Consider the following 16,168-nt stretch of genomic DNA (forward strand, 5'->3'; position numbering starts at 1 on the left):
GCGCCGGCTTCACGGATTCAGGTAATACTCTTCGTATGTTTAGTGCACATTCCCTATATCGCTGGATTTAGCGCCGAGACCACCACACTGGGCACCACCCAGACGCTCTTTAGCGTTTATCTGAAAGATGTCATTGCCCGTGGTGCGGTGCCTTTATTAACTATTATTTCCGGCTACTTGGCGTACCACTCGTTTAAAAAATACAGCTACAAAGACTTTGTTGTTAAAAAGACAAATGCGCTACTCCTGCCTTTTTTCGTTTTTAATATTGCTCTATTTCTGACACTGCACGTTACGCTGCTCTCGACCGGGGTAAATTTGGGCAACGTGGCTGCTGCCTCCCAAAGCATGGGGGATCTGATTAGCGCCATTTTGGGTTACAACCGGCTGCCTATCAATCCGCCTCTCTATTTTCTGAGAGACCTATTTATCATTTCTCTGTTCACACCGCTCATTCATTTCATTGTCAAAAGACCCTACTTATTTGCTCTCTTTATATTAGTATTGCTACATATTAACTTCACCAGCATTGGTATTTATGCCTCGATTCTCGACACTAAGGTGGGGGTTTTATACCGCTCGGACATGCTGCTGTTTTATACGGTAGGCTATTTCTTTTCACAGCGGCAGTGGAGCATTCCTAAACCCAGCAACTTTACGACCTTGCTCAGCCTGAAATTCTACATTTTCATAACGCTTTGTATTTGCGTACTGATTGTGGCGGTAAAACCGTCGATGTTTGCTTACTTTAAGTATCGTCTTGTTATTGGTGCCCTAACGCTTAGCTTTATTCCGTTTATTATCAGCGGCTTTCTGTTTATCAAGGATACCTGGGGCGCTAAGCTGCTACTAAAATTTAGCAAATACTCATTTACACTATTTTTGACGCACATTTGCTTTGTGCATCTCTTCACCACTGTGAAACGCGCTGCTGGGTTTACAATCAACAATCAGAGCGACCTATTTTTACAAGCCGGGTACTTTTCGGCTTACCTGCTTGGCTGTATGGCGCTGGCGATTGTGGCCGAAAGGTTTGGGGGCTTACCAAGGCCACGTCCAGGCAGCTGACGTTCAAAGTGGATAAAGCGTAAGTGGATAAGGCTTCCCTGGGTGGAAGCCGTTTTTATGCGCCGTGCGTTAGGGCTTTTGGTTAATAAAGCCTTTTGCTAGGGTCATGATGAGAATTTTTAAATCCAGCCCCAGCGACCAGTTATCAATGTAGTAAAGATCGTACTCTACCCGCTTTTTCATATCCTGCAGCTGTTCGGTATTGCCTCGCCACCCGTGCACTTGCGCCCAGCCGGTCATGCCGGGTTTTACTCGGTGGCGCTGCATGTAGTCTTCAATAACGTCTTTGTAGTATTCGTTGTGGTCCATGGCGTGTGGCCGTGGCCCCACAAGCGACATGCGCCCTTGCAGTACGTTATATAGCTTGGGGCAGCTCATCTAGGCTGGTACGGCGTAAAAAGGCACCCAGCGGGGTAATACGCGGGTCGCCATAGCAGGCTTGCTGCGTGTGCTTGGCATGATGAATGCTCATGGTGCGGACCTTATAAATCCGAAAACGCTTGCCATCAATGCCGTGGCGGTACTGCTTAAACAGTACGGGGCCGCCCATCTTCCACTTTATTAACCCTGCCATGAGCAGCATGACCGGTATAAAAGCGACAAAAATCAGTAAGCCTAAGATACGGTCTTCTACGGTTTTTACTAGGCGTAGCGGCGTGCTATCCAACGGGCTGTAATTTAGCTCTAAGGAGTAAAGGCCAACCACCTGGGCCATGCGGTGGTTCAACAGCCGGATATCGGTTAGGTCGGGGAAGTAACGCACGCTAACCGGTATGCCAATAAGGTTAGCCGATAGCCGACGAATTTTTTCGCCATCGCTTAGCGGGTAGCTGAGCCAAATTTCGTCAAAATCGCGCTTAAAAGCGCAACGCGCCGTTAAGGCGGCAATGGACTCTATAAAGTTGTCGCTGTTGTCATCAACGAACGCTTCTTTGATTTTATACCCGGCATAGGACATCTCTTGCAGACGGTTTTCCAAGCGCTTTATGTTGCTGCTATGGCCAATCAGCAGCACACGTTTTATGTTGGCACCGCGTGCGCGCAAACGGCGCAGGTACACATAAAGCGCAGAGCGGGTTGCCATCCCGGCACTTAGCACACACAGCGCAGCGGTTCCCATCCATAGGCGAGCAAAGCTTTGGGTAGTGTGGGTGGCCACTAGTAACAGGCTGATCAGTGCAATCGTGGCCATCCAGCTGAGCGAGTAAACGCCCAGCATGGTGTAGAGACTTCGCCCGCGCCAGGGCTGGTAAAGGCCTAACAGTTCGCCCACGGCGGGTAATAGCAAGCTACCAATGACGATGAGAAGCAGGTAATCATCGCCATCGACCATCACATTTGGCATTAACCACAGCGCTATCATGGATATAATGACGGCAATAGCCGCGTCAAAGCATCGCATGCCACGCTTAAGCCATTCGCTACTGTGCGTCCCTCGCCTTGTAGACATGGCGTTTAACCTGAGCGGTTTGCGGCTATGGCCGTGGTATCCGTTAACGAAATGAGTAGCGCCATCACTGCCTGTAAATCTGCGCTGCTTAATTCACCCACTGCGGACTGCAGTGCCAGGCTATCCAGGGCATACTCGCCAATGGTGTCTACGTACTGTATGCGTTGGTCAAACAGGCTTGCGCGGGCATCCAGTGCGTCTACTAAATCGCGCAGGCCAAGCTGTTCGCCACGTTCGGCAGCTTCCAAAAACAGCTCGCTCGAAGCAATCGCTTGCTTCAGCGCTTCTATACGGCGTACGTGGCCGTTTAATGAGCGTAGCCGCTGGCGCACTTCCTGCACGGCTAAATTACGCTGGTTATCAAACGCTGCCTGGGTGGCATCAATGCGTCGTTCGCCCTGGCGCACGTTGGCGGTGGTGTAGCCGCCCCGGTAAATGGGCACGCTCATTTCTACGCTGGCGCGGTAGTCTTCGCTCTCCCTTAGCTCATCGTCACTTTGGCGGTCGGAGTAGCTTAGGTTGAGGTTTAGCTCTGGGTAGTAGCCTGCCCGGCGGGTGCCAGCATCGGCTTCAGAAATACGCTGCTCTTGGCGAGCAAGCAACACGTCTAAATTTTGGCCGGAGCGGGCGATCCAGTCATCCTGGCTGCCCCATTCGTTTTGCAGGGTCACTTCTGATAGCTCCCCTACCGCTAGGCCACGAAACTCGGGCAGCGTGCCGGTTAGCCGTTCCAGAGTGTTTAGGGCGTTATCAGCTCATTCACGCCAGTACGGCATCCGATATTGCTTGGTCTAGGCGCGATTGGGCTTCCAACAGGTTAATACGGTCGCCTACGCCTAAATCATAGGCACGCTGTGCTTGGCGCACCTGCAGCTCTAACGACTCCTGCTGGGATTCCAACAACCCCAAACGCTGGGAGGCGAGATACGCTTGTATGTAGGCTTCGCTTACTTGCAGGGCGAGATCACGCTCCACCACCGCAAGCTGGAGTTCTGCCGCATCTACCTGGGCGTTAGCGACATCCATACCGCGCCAGCGCTCTAGGCTGAACAGCGGCTGCTGTAGCTGCAGCTGCCAATACTCTTCATTTATCTCACCTGGGCGCTGGGCAGGCTGGTCGAGGCCAAAATCATCCGGTGAGGTTTGAAGATTGGTGGAGTCTTGCCATAGGTAGCCGCCGGTGGCGCTGACTTGCGGCAGCAGCTGCGAGCGCGCCATAGGGACTTCTTCCCGCGTGGCGGCTAGCTCATAGCGATGGCGAGAGAGGTCGGCGTCGTTCTCTAGCGCCCGGGCAAACAGCCCAGGCAGCGAGGGTAGCACTGCGGGCAGCTCGCTGTTTTGCTCTAGGGCGGCTAGCTCTGCCATGGCCTCGTTGCCTGCGGGCGGGTCTTGCTGGGCGTGGGCCTAAGGTGCCGCGAGCATGCCGATAGCCAGTGCCAACGGAGTGAGGCGTGTTAGCGTCCGTGTCATTAGTCCTCCCGTAGGGCGCGTGCCAGCATATCGGTGATCGGCTTGGCGATGTAGCTGGCGAAGGTGCGTTCACCGGTGCGGATCATCACTTCAGCCGGCATACCCGAGAGCAGTTGCATGTGTTCGTTCATTTGCGTGTAGCCCTCTTCGGTCACGCGAACCCGCGCACCGTAGTAGCGCTCGCCGGTGGCTTCATCTTCAAAGCTGTCGGCACTGACGTGGATTACTTCGCCGTCAATGACATCGGTCAGCCGCTGGTTGAAGGCGCTAAAGCGGATCTCGGCAAACTGGCCGATGTAGATGTTGTCGATATCACGGGTGGGAATGCGGGCTTCCACCACAAAGCCGTCGTTAGAGGGCACCACATCCATAATGGTATCGCCACCGCGAATGACTGCGCCTACCGTATGCACTTGGCGGCCTACCACGGTGCCGGATACCGGGGCGGTAATCACGGTGCGCTCTACTTGGTCGCTCAGCGAGACGATTTGCTCTTCGGCTTGGGCTATTTGCGCCTGAGCTTCCCGCAGCTGTTCGCCCACTTCTTTCTGGAACTCTTGCTGCTGAATCTCTTTCTGCATGCGGTTTTCGCTGATTTGCGAACGCAGCTGGGCGATGTTGGCGCGGAATTCGGCGTTGTCGCCTTCGTACTGCAACACTTGGCGCTCTAGCTCGCGTAGGCGCTGGTTGTCGCCCAGGCCTTCACGGTAGAGCGAGCGGAAGTCTTCTGCTTCCGAGCGCAGCGAGGAGATACGCTGAGTATTCACCGAAATGCGCTGCTCTAGCCCGTCGATTTGTTCCTGCATCTGGATGATCTGCTCATCCAGGGATTCCAGCGTGCTGATCAGCGATTGGCGACGCGCCGTGAACAGGCTTTGCTGTACGGCAATCACCTGCTGCACGCGGGGGTTGTCGGCGTCTTTGATATCTTCAGGTATCACCATCATTTCTGCCCCTTCCTGCTCGGCAAGCAGGCGGGCTTCCATGGCACGGTTGATCAGGTATTGCGAGCGGGCAATTTCCAGCTGTGAGCGCGCCTGGGTATCGCTTAATACAAGCAGTGTGTCGCCTGCTTGCACTTTATCGCCGTCTTCTACCGGCAGTTCGCGCACAATGCCACCTTCAAGGTGCTGTACGGTGCGCTTGAAGGATTCAATAGAGACACTGCCAGGCGCTACCACGGCAATCGCTAGCGAGGCCGTTATTGACCACAGAACAAAACCGCCCAGGGCAAACAGCAGGATGCCATACCCTAGCCTGCGGTAGCCTTTGTCGCTGGTGGGTAGCTTTTCTGAGGCTTCACCATCAATCGTGGCGGGGCCGTTGGGGGGAACGTCTATTTCTTGGTTCGCGGGTAGGTTGCGTTGGTCGTTGCTCATGTTACTTCTCCTCGCCTCCGCGACCGCCGGGAATCGCTGAAAGCCGTGCTGAATTCTGCTGGCTAACTTGAGAGCGTGGCTTTTTGGCAAATTGGGCTAGCACTTGGTCGCGGGGGCCAAACATGCTGACCTGGCCTTCTTTCATTACCAATAGTTTATCCATACTTTTCAGTACGCTGGTGCGGTGGCTAATCACAAATAGCGTGGTGCCTTCCGCTTTTAGCTGGGCAATGGTTTGTGCCAGAGCGCGCTCGCCTGCGTCATCCAGGTTGGCGTTGGGTTCGTCCAGTACGATCAGCACCGGGTTGCCGTAAAGCGCACGAGGAAGCCCAACACGCTGGCGCTGGCCGCCGGATAGCGCGCCACTGGTGGAGGAAATGATGGTATGGTAGCCGTTCGACAGCTCCAGAATCATTTCATGGACGCCCGCTTTCTTGGCGGCATCAACCACTTTCTGTGGGTCTATCTCGCCAAAGCGGGCGATATTTTCACTAATCGTGCCGTCGAACAGCTCGATATCCTGGGGCAGGTAGCCGATGTAGGGGCCAATTTCATCGCGGTTGTACTGGGTAATAACACCGCCATCTAAGCGTACATCGCCCACTTGCGAGGGCCAGATACCTAACAGCACCCGCGCCAGAGTCGATTTACCAGCCGCACTTGGGCCGATAATGCCGACGTGTTCACCTTTAGGTACGGAGAAGTTAATACCGCGAATGGTCGCCATGCGGGCACCGGGGGGTGCTGCGGCTACGCCTTCCAGGGCTACTTCACCTTTAGGCGCGGGTAGCGACATTTTGCGCTGCTCGCTGGGGATTTGGGTGAGCAGTTCGTTTAGGCGCTCGTAGGAGCCACGGGCGCCAACAAAGCCTTTCCAGCCGCCAATCATTTGATCAATAGGCGCCAGCGCCCGCCCCATCAGGATCGAGCCTGCGATCATCATACCGGGGGTCATTTCGCCTCTTAACACCAGCAGTGCCCCTAAGCCCAGGATGAGCGATTGAAACATCAGGCGGAGTATTTTGGAGGTGTTGGTTAACGCACCGGCACGGTCGCTGGCTTGGGACTGCTTGGATAGAAACTCGTGATGCTTTTTCGACCAGCGCCCCATAATGCCGGGCAACATGCCCATGGCGTGCAGCACTTCGGCGTTGCGCAGGTTTGAGTTAGCTAGATTCTGAGCTTGAATATGCTCGCTGTTGGCGTCTGCGAGGAGCTTTTTGGTGGCCTTTTCGTTGGCAATGGCCAGCGCTAGCAAGATGACCCCCGCGCAGGTGGCAAACACGCCCAGCCAGGGGTGGAATAGAAACAGTACGCCCAGGTAAACCGGCACCCAGGGGGCATCAAAAAAGGCAAACAGGCCGTTGCCGGTCAGAAACTGGCGTAGGCTGGTTAGATCGTTCAACGGTTGGGCACTTTGGCTGCCTTGTGCGACCAAACTGCGGCGGAACATGGCACTGTAAAGGCGCTCGTTAATGGCGGTATCTAGCCGGTTGCCTACCCGCACCAGCATCCGCGAGCGTACCAGCTCTAGCCCGCCCATAATCATAAACAGGAACACCACTACCAAAGTGAGCATGAGCAGGGTGTCGAAACTTTGGGTAGTGAGTACGCGGTCGTACACTTGGAGCATGTACATCGGCGGTACTAACATCAGTAAGTTAACAAACATACTGAAAAAACCGACCGATACAAACGAACCTTTGCAGGCTTTTAGCGCGCGCTGCAGATCCGTTGCTTCCTGTTGCTTTGCCATGAAGGGGTCACCGTTGAATCGAAAAGGCGTCAAGTGCAGGTAAAACTAATCGCGGCAGCATAACAGAAATGCCCTTCCTGGGGGTAGGGTTGCTCGCCCTGCACTGCTCTCCAACAGCGCTAGCCTGCATGTTGCCTTGGTGATACAAAAAACGGGCACCCTGTTTGAGGGTGCCCGTTTCTTGGGCTTTCCGTAGCCTAGGAGAGACTGTGAGAGAGCCTTAACACGAACTTACTGACAAGTAGCTTATTTGTAAACCGGGAAGCGGCCACAAACTTCAGCGACTTTATCGAGCACTTGGGCTTCGACGCTGCTGGTGTCTTCGCCTTTGGCCAGTACGTCGAGGATATCGCAAATCCAGCCTGCCAGCTGCGTACACTCCTCTTCACCGAAACCGCGCGTGGTGACGCTGGGGTGCCGATACGCAGGCCAGAGGTAACGAACGGGCTTTGCGGGTCGTTCGGTACGGCGTTTTTATTGACGGTGATGTGGGCACGGCCAAGGGCGGCATCCGCATCTTTACCAGTCACGCCCTGCTTGATCAGAGACAGCAGGAACAGGTGGTCTTCAGTGCCGCCGGAGACGATGTCGTAACCACGGTCAATGAATACCTTCGCCATTGCTTGCGCGTTCTTCACTACCTGCTGTTGGTAGGTTTTGAACTCGGGTTCCATGGCTTCTTTGAAGCAGATCGCTTTGGCGGCAATGACGTGCATCAGCGGGCCGCCCTGGCCACCGGGGAAGACTGCCGACTGCAGCTTCTTCTCGATATCCGGGTTGTTCTCGGCCGAGAGAATCACGCCGCTACGCGGGCCGCGCAGGGTTTTGTGCGTCGTGGACTGACCACGTGGGGCGTGGGGCAGCGGGCTGGGGTAAACGCCAGCAGCCACTAGACCGGATACGTGGGCCATATCCACCAGTAAGTAAGCGCCTACTTCGTCGGCGATTTCACGGAATTTTGCCCAGTCCACGATTTGTGAGTAGGCAGAGAAACCGGCGATGATCATTTTCGGCTTGTGTTCACGGGCCAGGGAAGCGACTTGGTCGTAGTCGATCAGGCCTTGCTCGTTCAGGCCGTACTGAATGGCGTTGTAGTGCTTGCCGGAGAAGTTGGGCTTGGCACCGTGGGTCAGGTGGCCGCCCGCGTCCAGGCTCATACCGAGAATGGTGTCGCCCGGTGTAACCAGCGCTTGGAAACAGCGCTGTTGGCTTGGGAGCCAGAGTGCGGCTGCACGTTGACATAGGTCGCGCCGAACAGCTGCTTGGCGTAGTCGATGGCCAAGTTTTCAGCGATATCGACAAATTCACAGCCGCCGTAGTAGCGCTTGCCTGGGTAGCCTTCGGCGTATTTGTTGGTCAGCTGGCTGCCTTGCGCTTCTAGTACGCGGGGGCTGGCGTAGTTTTCAGAAGCAATCAGTTCGATGTGGGCTTCTTGGCGTGCAACTTCTTTTTGCATCGCGTCAAACAGCGCATCATCGAATCCGGCAATTGTCATATCGCGGCTGAACATCGGCGGGAACCTCGTTCGAAAGGATCATCATGGAGAAGCGAGGCGGCTATCATACCGCAGCCTGACGCGACTTTCATCGCATCCGCGTCAGGTGGTGCATGAGCATGTTTCATGTTGCCAGCCGGATCAAAAACCTGACCGACTGGACAACCACGCTATTTCAGCTCAAAGGTGAAGGTGAGCCGCTCGCTGCTGCTCATGGGGTTGAGTATGAATTGGTTAAGCATAAACGGATCGGGCAGCGCCACATTAACGGTCAATGACTGGGCTTTGCCTGCCATAATATCTACCATGCCTACCATTAACTTCGTTACTTGTGGACCAAGCAGCGGCCCCAGCTGCCGGGCCTGAGCCCAGGCTTCAGATATCGCCTGCTCTTCGCTGATCCCCTCTTGGGCGGCCATTTCCGTTGCAATGCGCGGCAACATGCCTTCATCAGCGTAGGCCACCACGACGTTACCACCATGCAAGGTGGCGGCTTCAAACAGTGCGGGGTTTTGCGTGGCCTGTTCGAGCGTAGCGCCTTTTGGGCAGGCTAACCGGGAGATCCATTGAAAACTCAAGGCTACCCGCCCCGCTTAGATTTAAAAACCCTTCCGACGTGAGACGGTGGCGGCCACCCTCTTCACGCCATTGCGATTGGCTTTGGCCTTCAGCGCTTAGCCGCCCGGTGCCGCCTGTTAGCACACGATTGATGGCCTGCAGCTCTTCACGCTCGGCGGGCGGAACGAGGTGGATTAACTCGCCAAGATCAAACTCGGCACCGCTGAAACCAGCCTCTCCTATATAGCTGTTGCCTTTTACCCAGGCGTTTTCCAGCAGTACGCTCCACTCCTCGCCTATCAGGCTGAAGCCGTTTAGCTCGCCATGCTCCAGGCGCTCTTCCCCTGGGTGGTCGAGCCCTTCTAACGCCTCAAGGCGCATATCCGCCAGGGCCAAGGTGGCAGAGATGCCTGTTTCTAGGTCGTTTAGCTCACCGCTGATGCCTTGCATTGCCATCAAGCCCACGGCGGCGCTGCTCACTGCTTCTAGATCGAGGGAGTCAATAGAGAGGTAGCCAGCGAGCGCTTTGCTATCCAGCTCTGCCGCCAGTTCTTCGGCCATGCTGCCTTCTAACCGGAAGGTGATATCGCGCGCGTTTAACGCCTTGAGTACGCTGCCCTCTGCCTTGAAAGTTTCCACTGCGGGCACGGCGGCCTCTGGTTCCATCAGCACCAGTTCGCCCACGCTGAACACGGGGGTGTTCATGCCTACTTCGCTGATACTGAGGCCATCCAGCGTAATCGAATTAGGAGCGGCGTAATTGCCTTCCACACGGTAACGGGCGATGGAAAGTAAATCGCCGTTGGCGTAGGTAATCGCGACATCTTCCGCCACGTAACTGTTGGCTTCTTCCACTAGCTGCCCAATGGCCATGCTAGCGCCATCGCCTGCCAGCCTTGCTTGCAGATCTGCCTCTAACTGCTGAACCGACGCATTCGCCGCCGCTGAGACAAACCAGAGCGATAGCCCCGTAACGCTTAACTTCACTAAGCAACGCGTCCGCATACCCTGCCCCCCTTAAGTGATACCTTCAGCATATCACCAAGCCACACCACCGCCATATCAAGAAGAGGGTGGATTGGTGATGTAGTTATGGCGAGAAACTGCTGCAGGAGGGAGCGGGCATGCCAGTCTTTAGCGATAAACTACGGTGGGATGGAGCTTTAGCTCGCAATGATGCATACACTGGTGCCTCGGCAGGCTAAGGGCGGCTGGTGCCGCCGTCCCCCAATAAATTGGCCTCACGGTGGGGGCACATTACTCGGGAATCGATCAGGCTTGCTGTAGGAGGGAGCTTTAGCTCGCGATGATGAAGGCAATGGCGCCGCCGTCGCCCAATAAATTAGCCTCCCACGGTGGGGGCTCATTACTCGGGAATCGATCAGGCTTGTTGTAGGAGGGAGCTTCCGCTCGCGATGATTGAGACGGTGGGCAATGGGACCCTGCAAGGGCTTTCTTATCTTTCAGGCGCTAAGCCCGTGGAAGCGGCTGTGTTTGTCAGCATAAGTACGTGTTTGCAAAGGTAGCAGGGCTTTTCGAAGCGATACGGTGGTATCACTTAGCCCCCATCTTTTGCTAGGAGAATATCGGCCCGGTGTTAAAACCTCATCTTTTCCTAACAACTGCTGATGGTACCGCTGAGTCATCTGCTGTAAATCTAGCGCAGTATCACGGTGACAAACAGGATATTGGCTCAGCATTTCAAGAACACAGAGCGAACGTTGGAACTGCTCATGAGGCATAGCAGTAGCGAGGGTTTCGAGCTCTCTCCAAGTAGGCCGATACCCTTTATACCAGATGGAATCAGCCAGCTTTTTGATATCCTCAACAGCACTCTCAAGGGGACGAGCCCCCACCCGATATAGCTGCTTATGCGTGACGGAAAACTGCATCTTTAACCCTCGCTATGATGATACTCATCCAGCATCATTTTCAGATTACCTAAAATACGAGTTTCATCGCCAACATAGTAACTGATCGCTTCCCGAGCTAACCGTTCGAATTCTTCGATATCAACATAGGGGAGTTGCAGCAATGTTTGAATATCATTTTGGTCGCGTTCGCCAAAACGACCAAGCTTTGAGATTGCCACATCTAGCGCACTCGCGACATAGACTTCAACGTTAGGGGCATGACTTTGGATCATCAACCGAATGACACGATCTTCATAATCTTCATGCAATGGAGCTAATGTCGTGTTAAAGCTGATATCTAGCTCCAATATTTGCACAACTCCTGCATCATCGGTAAACACATAGGCATCTTCGCCCAGAAGGGCGATAATATCAGACTTCTTAGCCAATCCATGTGATGCTACCTCAGCGTCAATATCGGCACTGCCTCGAGCTTGTGTGTGGATATGAACCGCACAGCCACCGAATACAATAGCCTGGAAGACCCCCTTTTCTCCGCTCCCATAGACAGGCACGAGCACATCAAAAAACTCAACTAGCGCGCGCCCAAGTGGTGTGTTGGGCTCGATGATTGGGTAATTACCTGGCGCAATCGGCATAATCTCTCCTAAATATACAAGAAAAAGTTACCTCTAATTGGCTCGCCGCTAAGCAGACGAAACTGTGAATAGCTGCCAGCAAGTGCTTTGGCTAATATGGCTGACTGTAGAGATAAACTGCTGTGGGAAATGGGAGCTTTAGCTCGCGATGATGAAGGCACTGGGGCCTCGGCAGGCTAAGGGCGGCTGGTGCCGCCGTCCCCCAATAAATTGGCCTCACACTCGTGTCTTCATCGCCTAATCAATTGGCCCCTACGACGGTTGCTTCATCGCCTAATCAGGTGCCCCTCCTACACCTGCCTTCGGCAATGCCCCGATAAACTGCTGTAGGAGGGAGTTTTTATGGCTGTAGATTAAGCTTCGCCTAGCAGCCCTAAACTGGCGGCTGGGGCTTGTCTACGCAGGCTGTAGGAGAGCGCGTGGCCGATGATACCTATCAGCAGCGCGCCGCCGATGGGTAGCGTTAGCCATAGGCCGATATGTAGGCGCGGGGTTAAGTCGAGCCAGTAGAGGTAGAGCGCAGCAGTAGCCAGTTCCGCCAGGACTGCCCCTAGTAGGCCGCTGGCAAACCCGAGCAAGGCATATTCGGCCCCTTGCACGCGGGAGATCATCCGGTTGCCAGCACCAAATACCCGCAGCAGGCCACTCTCGTGGGCGCGCACCGGGCGGCTGGCGGTAAGCGCGGCGTAGAGCACACTCACGCCCGCCAACAGCACCAGGATAAGCACGAGTTCTACTGCGCGAGTCACTTGGGTCAATACATCGCGCACCTGCCCTAGGATGGCATCCACGTTGAGCAGCGAAACGCCGGGGAAGTCGCTGACCAGCTCGCGCACCAAGCCCTGCTCTTCGTCTGGCAGATGGAAAGCGGTGATGAAGCTATGGCCGAACGATTCCAGCACGCCGGGCGGGAAGATCACGAAGAAGTTCGGGTTAAAGCTGTCCCAATTCAGGCTGCGCAGGCTTTCAATACGGGTGGTGATGCTGTCGCTGCCCACGGCGAATGTGATTTCGTCTCCCAATCCCAAACCTAGACGCTCAGCCAAACCATCTTCTACCGAAATGGGGACAGTTTCTGAGTCGCTCGAAGGCGTCGCGTCCACTTCGCTCATCCAGCCTTTTGGCTCACTGGCGGGCGTAAACCACTGCCCTGCCACCACTTGGTTGCCTTCGGGCAGTTCGGATTGCCACGTCAGGTTAAGTTCACGGCGCAGCGAGTTGTCGCCTCGAGCATCGGCGGGCACCGCATCTCTGGGCGCTTGTCCGTTAATCTCAGTAATACGCCCACGCACCATGGGATAAAGAGTGCTTTGGGTATCGACTCGAGGTGCCACCGCTTGCTCGAACGCATCCCGCTCGCCGGGCTGAATGTTGATGGCAAAGTAGTTGGGGGTGTCTTCTGGTAGTTGATCTTGCCAAGTAGTGAGCAGATCCCCACGCACCAGGACGATCATCGCCATAGCAAAAAACGTAACCGAAAATGCCAGCAGTTGGCCAAGCCCCGCCTGCTTGCGGCGGGCCAACTGCCGCCCGCCCAAGCGAAATGCCTGAACCCACTCGCTGCCGCCCTTAAGGCGCTGCACAGCGCGAAGCAAACCATTCAGCAATAAAGAACTCACGCCCCACAGCAGCGCCAGTAAAGCCGAGCCACCCACCAGAAGCGCCAAGGCTAGAGGGAAGCTGCCTGAATAGAGCCACAGCAGGCCGCCAAATCCGATGCGGGCCACCCCCACCACCAGCCAAGCGGCGGGCGGCAGCGGGTCCAGCTCTCGGCGCAGGACTTTCAGCGCGCTCACCTGCTTGATACGCAGCAGCGTTGGGCCTGCAAACCCCACCAGCACCGCCAGCGCGGTGAAGATACCGAGCCATAGCGGCATAATGCCAGGGGGTGGCAGCGTCATGGGCAGAAAGCTCGTCAATAGCCACAGCAGCACTGCTTGGCCTACCAAGCCCAGCAGCGCGCCAATGAGGGAGGCCATTAACGCCAGCCCAATGAGTTGCAGGCTGAAAATCGTCACAAGCTGATACTGGCTGGCCCCAAAGCAGCGCAGCAGCGCAGCGGTATCCAGGTGACGCTCTACGTAGCGGCGGGGCGACATAGCAACCGCCACCCCAGCCAACAGCACCGCTGCTAACCCGGCAAGGCCTAAGTAGCTTTCCGCACGTTGCAGGGCATTACCAAGCTGCGGGCGGTCTACCCGCACATCACGTACTTCTACGCCGTCGCGCCTTAGCTGTGCCAACAAGCCTTGCACCTGATCTAACGCGGCGGGCGGCCCGGCGGCCAGAAGTTCAAATTCAATGCGCGAACCCTGGCTGTACTAAGCCGGTGGCTTCAAGGTCAGCGGTATTGAGCATCAAACGCGGGTTGAAGTTACCAAAACCTGCGGACTGGTCCGCTTCGCGCTCGATAATCCCGCTAATGGTCAGCTCCGTTTGCCCCACCTGCACGCGGTCGCCAATCTCTATCTCAATCAGCTCGGCTAACCGTGGGTCTGCCCAGGCTTCGCCTGCAGGTGGGCCAGAGGCGATTTGCTCGACGCCGTTGCCCCTATCTACGTGAGATACACCGTAATGCGGGTACACGTCATCCACCGCTTTGAGGCTGGCGGGCTGGAAGCGCTCCCCCTGGCTGATCATGGAGACCAAGTCCACCTGATCGCTCAGCTTAAAACTTGCCTGCTCTAGCGTATTGCGCAGCTCTTCTGGGAAAGGGTCGCGCTGTTCGAGCACTAAATCGCCACCCAGCATCTGCCCGGCTTGGCGCTCAAGGCCACGCTCTAACCTATCAAGAAAGAAGGCAATCATGGTTGAAGCGGCCACCGCCAGTACCAGCGCGACGAACAGCGCCCGCACAACCGCCGCGCGCAGGTCGCGCTTTAAGCTCCGAGCAGCCAAACGCCAATTAATATCACTCATCGCCTTCCCCGCTGTTGGCTGGGGCTGGCTCGAACGGGACGAGCTGGCCGTTGGTCAGGCGCAGGCAGCGGTCGCAGCGGCGCGCTAAGGCGTGGTCGTGGGTGACGAGAATCAGCGTTGTGCCCGCTTCTTTATTCAGCGTGAAAAGCAGGTCGATGATCTGCGCGCCGGTATCCGGGTCCAGGTTGCCAGTCGGCTCAGCGGCAAACACCAGCTCAGGGTCCGTCACGAAGGCACGCGCAATGGCGACCCGCTGCTGTTCACCGCCAGAGAGCTGTTTGGGCTGGTGGGAAGTGCGCTCGCCAAGCCCTACACGCTCCAACCACTGCTGGGCAGTACGGGTTTCTCCGGCGCGGGGCGAAAGCTCTAGCGGCAGCAGCACGTTTTCCAGCGCGCTGAGGGTCGGCAGCAGCTGAAAGTTTGGGAACACGAACCCCACTCGCCCCGCCCGCAACGCCGCGCGGCCATCCTCATCCAGGCGGCTTAACGCGTGGCCGAAAAGCGTTAGCTCGCCATCGCTGGGGGTGTCCAACCCTGCCAGCAGGCCTAATAGCGTTGATTTCCCCGCCCCGCTTTTACCCAGGATCGCCACGCTTTCTCCTGCCGCCACGCTTAGGGAAAGGTCGTGTAAGATGGTGAGAGTGCGCTCACCACTGATCACTCGCTTGGCAAGCTTTTCCGCCTTTAGCACTGGCTGACTGGCTGCTTCGTGGGGAACCTTCTTGGCCTGTGGTGTGTCGGTGGAGGGCTGACGCGTGCGAGCGTCTTCGGTGGGCATATTGGACGTAGGGTCAGAGGAGTAGGACATGAAGCGTGGATTCCCTTTAGCAATTCAAAAACTGGCTGATCGAGTCACGGCTCGCCTTAGATTTTCGTGCGCTTTTGCGCTGGTCGCTTTAATAAGCACTGCGCCCCTTTACGCCGAAGAGCCACCTACACTGCTAATAATGGGCGATAGCTTAAGCGCTGCCTACGGCATTGAGCAGGATCAGAGTTGGGTAACGCTGCTCGCGGAGCGCCTGGAAGACGACGCGCAGGTGGTAAATGCCAGCATCAGCGGGGAAACCACCTCAGGCGGCGCCCAGCGATTTGCCGATATTATCGGACAGCAGCAGCCAGATATCGTTCTTTTAGAACTTGGCGGCAACGATGGCTTACGCGGTTTACCACCTGCCCAAATGCGCGCCAATCTAGCCACCATGATTGAGCAGAGCCAACAAGCCGATGCTGAGGTACTGCTGCTGGGTATCGATAGTTCCACCAAACTACGGCCAAGCCTACCGCGATGCTTTCACTGGGGTCTATCACTCCCTAGCGGAGGAGTACGATCTCTCGTTAGTGCCTTTCCTGCTGGAAGACATCGCGCTTAATAAACAACTGATGCAAAGCGATGGTATTCACCCTACCGCCGAGGCCCAGCCGATTATATTGGATAACGTGTGGCCAGCGCTTGAGCCCATGTTGGAAGAGACGTACCAGGCTTCTTCTCAGTAGCGTACTTTGCGTACGGCACTGACTCGCTGAGCAACGCCATTTTTTCATGCCTTGCACGCATGTAGTC

12 protein-coding genes and 3 pseudogenes are annotated in these 16,168 nt (G+C 55.9%); 2 read left to right on the forward strand and 13 right to left on the reverse strand.

Features of this window, described 5'->3' with window-relative positions:
• A partial coding sequence (locus tag B4967_RS13235) for an acyltransferase family protein (RefSeq protein WP_083025700.1) occupies positions 1 to 1,068 on the forward strand: 1,068 nt, incomplete at its 5' end.
• 69 nt (positions 1,069 to 1,137) lie between these two features.
• On the opposite strand, the gene B4967_RS19655 is transcribed toward B4967_RS13235, so the two are convergent.
• The 13 genes and pseudogenes from B4967_RS19655 to B4967_RS13290 all read right to left on the reverse strand — a co-directional run bounded on the left by B4967_RS19655 (position 1,138) and on the right by B4967_RS13290 (position 15,415).
• Positions 1,138 to 1,377 (reverse strand): sugar transferase, encoded by a 240-nt coding sequence (locus tag B4967_RS19655; protein ID WP_243470583.1) that lies wholly within the window; start codon positions 1,375 to 1,377, stop codon positions 1,138 to 1,140.
• 46 nt (positions 1,378 to 1,423) lie between these two features.
• Positions 1,424 to 2,470, reverse strand: a complete 1,047-nt coding sequence (locus B4967_RS13240; RefSeq protein ID WP_243470584.1) for a sugar transferase — start codon at positions 2,468 to 2,470, stop codon at positions 1,424 to 1,426.
• Between the two features lie 53 nt (positions 2,471 to 2,523).
• Positions 2,524 to 3,189, reverse strand: coding sequence for a TolC family protein (locus B4967_RS19660; protein ID WP_243470585.1), 666 nt, complete (start codon positions 3,187 to 3,189; stop codon positions 2,524 to 2,526).
• Between the two features lie 88 nt (positions 3,190 to 3,277).
• Positions 3,278 to 3,883: a TolC family protein gene (locus B4967_RS19665; protein ID WP_243470586.1), complete on the reverse strand. Its 606-nt coding sequence runs from the start codon at positions 3,881 to 3,883 to the stop codon at positions 3,278 to 3,280.
• Positions 3,884 to 3,987: 104 nt separating this feature from the next.
• Positions 3,988 to 5,367, reverse strand: coding sequence for an HlyD family type I secretion periplasmic adaptor subunit (locus B4967_RS13250; protein WP_083025702.1), 1,380 nt, complete (start codon positions 5,365 to 5,367; stop codon positions 3,988 to 3,990).
• 1 nt (position 5,368) lies between these two features.
• A complete protein-coding gene (locus B4967_RS13255; protein WP_083025703.1) occupies positions 5,369 to 7,123 on the reverse strand; it encodes a type I secretion system permease/ATPase in 1,755 nt (584 codons plus the stop codon).
• Between the two features lie 246 nt (positions 7,124 to 7,369).
• A pseudogene (gene glyA / locus B4967_RS13260) lies at positions 7,370 to 8,633 on the reverse strand (serine hydroxymethyltransferase).
• A 155-nt stretch (positions 8,634 to 8,788) separates the two neighbouring features.
• On the reverse strand, positions 8,789 to 9,085 hold the full coding sequence (locus B4967_RS13265) for a hypothetical protein (protein ID WP_083025705.1): 297 nt from the start codon (positions 9,083 to 9,085) through the stop codon (positions 8,789 to 8,791).
• Positions 9,086 to 9,113: 28 nt separating this feature from the next.
• A complete protein-coding gene (locus B4967_RS13270; protein WP_083025706.1) occupies positions 9,114 to 10,181 on the reverse strand; it encodes a hypothetical protein in 1,068 nt (355 codons plus the stop codon).
• A gap of 458 nt (positions 10,182 to 10,639) precedes the next feature.
• Positions 10,640 to 11,068 (reverse strand): hypothetical protein, encoded by a 429-nt coding sequence (locus B4967_RS13275; RefSeq protein ID WP_044630554.1) that lies wholly within the window; start codon positions 11,066 to 11,068, stop codon positions 10,640 to 10,642.
• A gap of 2 nt (positions 11,069 to 11,070) precedes the next feature.
• Entirely contained in the window at positions 11,071 to 11,688 is a 618-nt protein-coding gene (locus tag B4967_RS13280; protein ID WP_044630553.1) for a DUF6036 family nucleotidyltransferase, read from the reverse strand.
• Between the two features lie 353 nt (positions 11,689 to 12,041).
• Positions 12,042 to 14,607 (reverse strand): annotated as a pseudogene (locus tag B4967_RS13285) (ABC transporter permease).
• Entirely contained in the window at positions 14,600 to 15,415 is an 816-nt protein-coding gene (locus B4967_RS13290) for an ABC transporter ATP-binding protein (protein ID WP_083025708.1), read from the reverse strand. The pseudogene B4967_RS13285 and the gene B4967_RS13290 overlap by 8 nt, the downstream one beginning before the upstream one ends.
• On the opposite strand from B4967_RS13290, the pseudogene B4967_RS13295 reads away from it, so the two are divergent.
• A pseudogene (locus B4967_RS13295) lies at positions 15,414 to 16,101 on the forward strand (arylesterase). The gene B4967_RS13290 and the pseudogene B4967_RS13295 sit on opposite strands and share 2 nt — an antisense overlap.
• The last annotated feature ends 67 nt before the right edge of the window (positions 16,102 to 16,168 follow it).

Origin of the sequence: Vreelandella lionensis (assembly GCF_002087295.1) — a bacterium.
GTDB classification, from domain to species: domain Bacteria; phylum Pseudomonadota; class Gammaproteobacteria; order Pseudomonadales; family Halomonadaceae; genus Vreelandella; species Vreelandella lionensis.

Excerpts from the sequence above, each read along its gene's own strand:
- B4967_RS13290 (WP_083025708.1), bottom strand. The coding sequence starts at position 15,415 with ATGTCCTACTCCTCTGACCCTACGTCCAATATGCCCACCGAAGACGCT.
- B4967_RS13250 (WP_083025702.1), bottom strand. The coding sequence starts at position 5,367 with ATGAGCAACGACCAACGCAACCTACCCGCGAACCAAGAAATAGACGTT.
- B4967_RS19655 (WP_243470583.1), bottom strand. The coding sequence starts at position 1,377 with ATGGACCACAACGAATACTACAAAGACGTTATTGAAGACTACATGCAG.
- B4967_RS13275 (WP_044630554.1), bottom strand. The coding sequence starts at position 11,068 with ATGCAGTTTTCCGTCACGCATAAGCAGCTATATCGGGTGGGGGCTCGT.
- B4967_RS13280 (WP_044630553.1), bottom strand. The coding sequence starts at position 11,688 with ATGCCGATTGCGCCAGGTAATTACCCAATCATCGAGCCCAACACACCA.
- B4967_RS13240 (WP_243470584.1), bottom strand. The coding sequence starts at position 2,470 with ATGCGATGCTTTGACGCGGCTATTGCCGTCATTATATCCATGATAGCG.
- B4967_RS13255 (WP_083025703.1), bottom strand. The coding sequence starts at position 7,123 with ATGGCAAAGCAACAGGAAGCAACGGATCTGCAGCGCGCGCTAAAAGCC.
- B4967_RS13270 (WP_083025706.1), bottom strand. The coding sequence starts at position 10,181 with ATGCGGACGCGTTGCTTAGTGAAGTTAAGCGTTACGGGGCTATCGCTC.
- B4967_RS19665 (WP_243470586.1), bottom strand. The coding sequence starts at position 3,883 with ATGGCAGAGCTAGCCGCCCTAGAGCAAAACAGCGAGCTGCCCGCAGTG.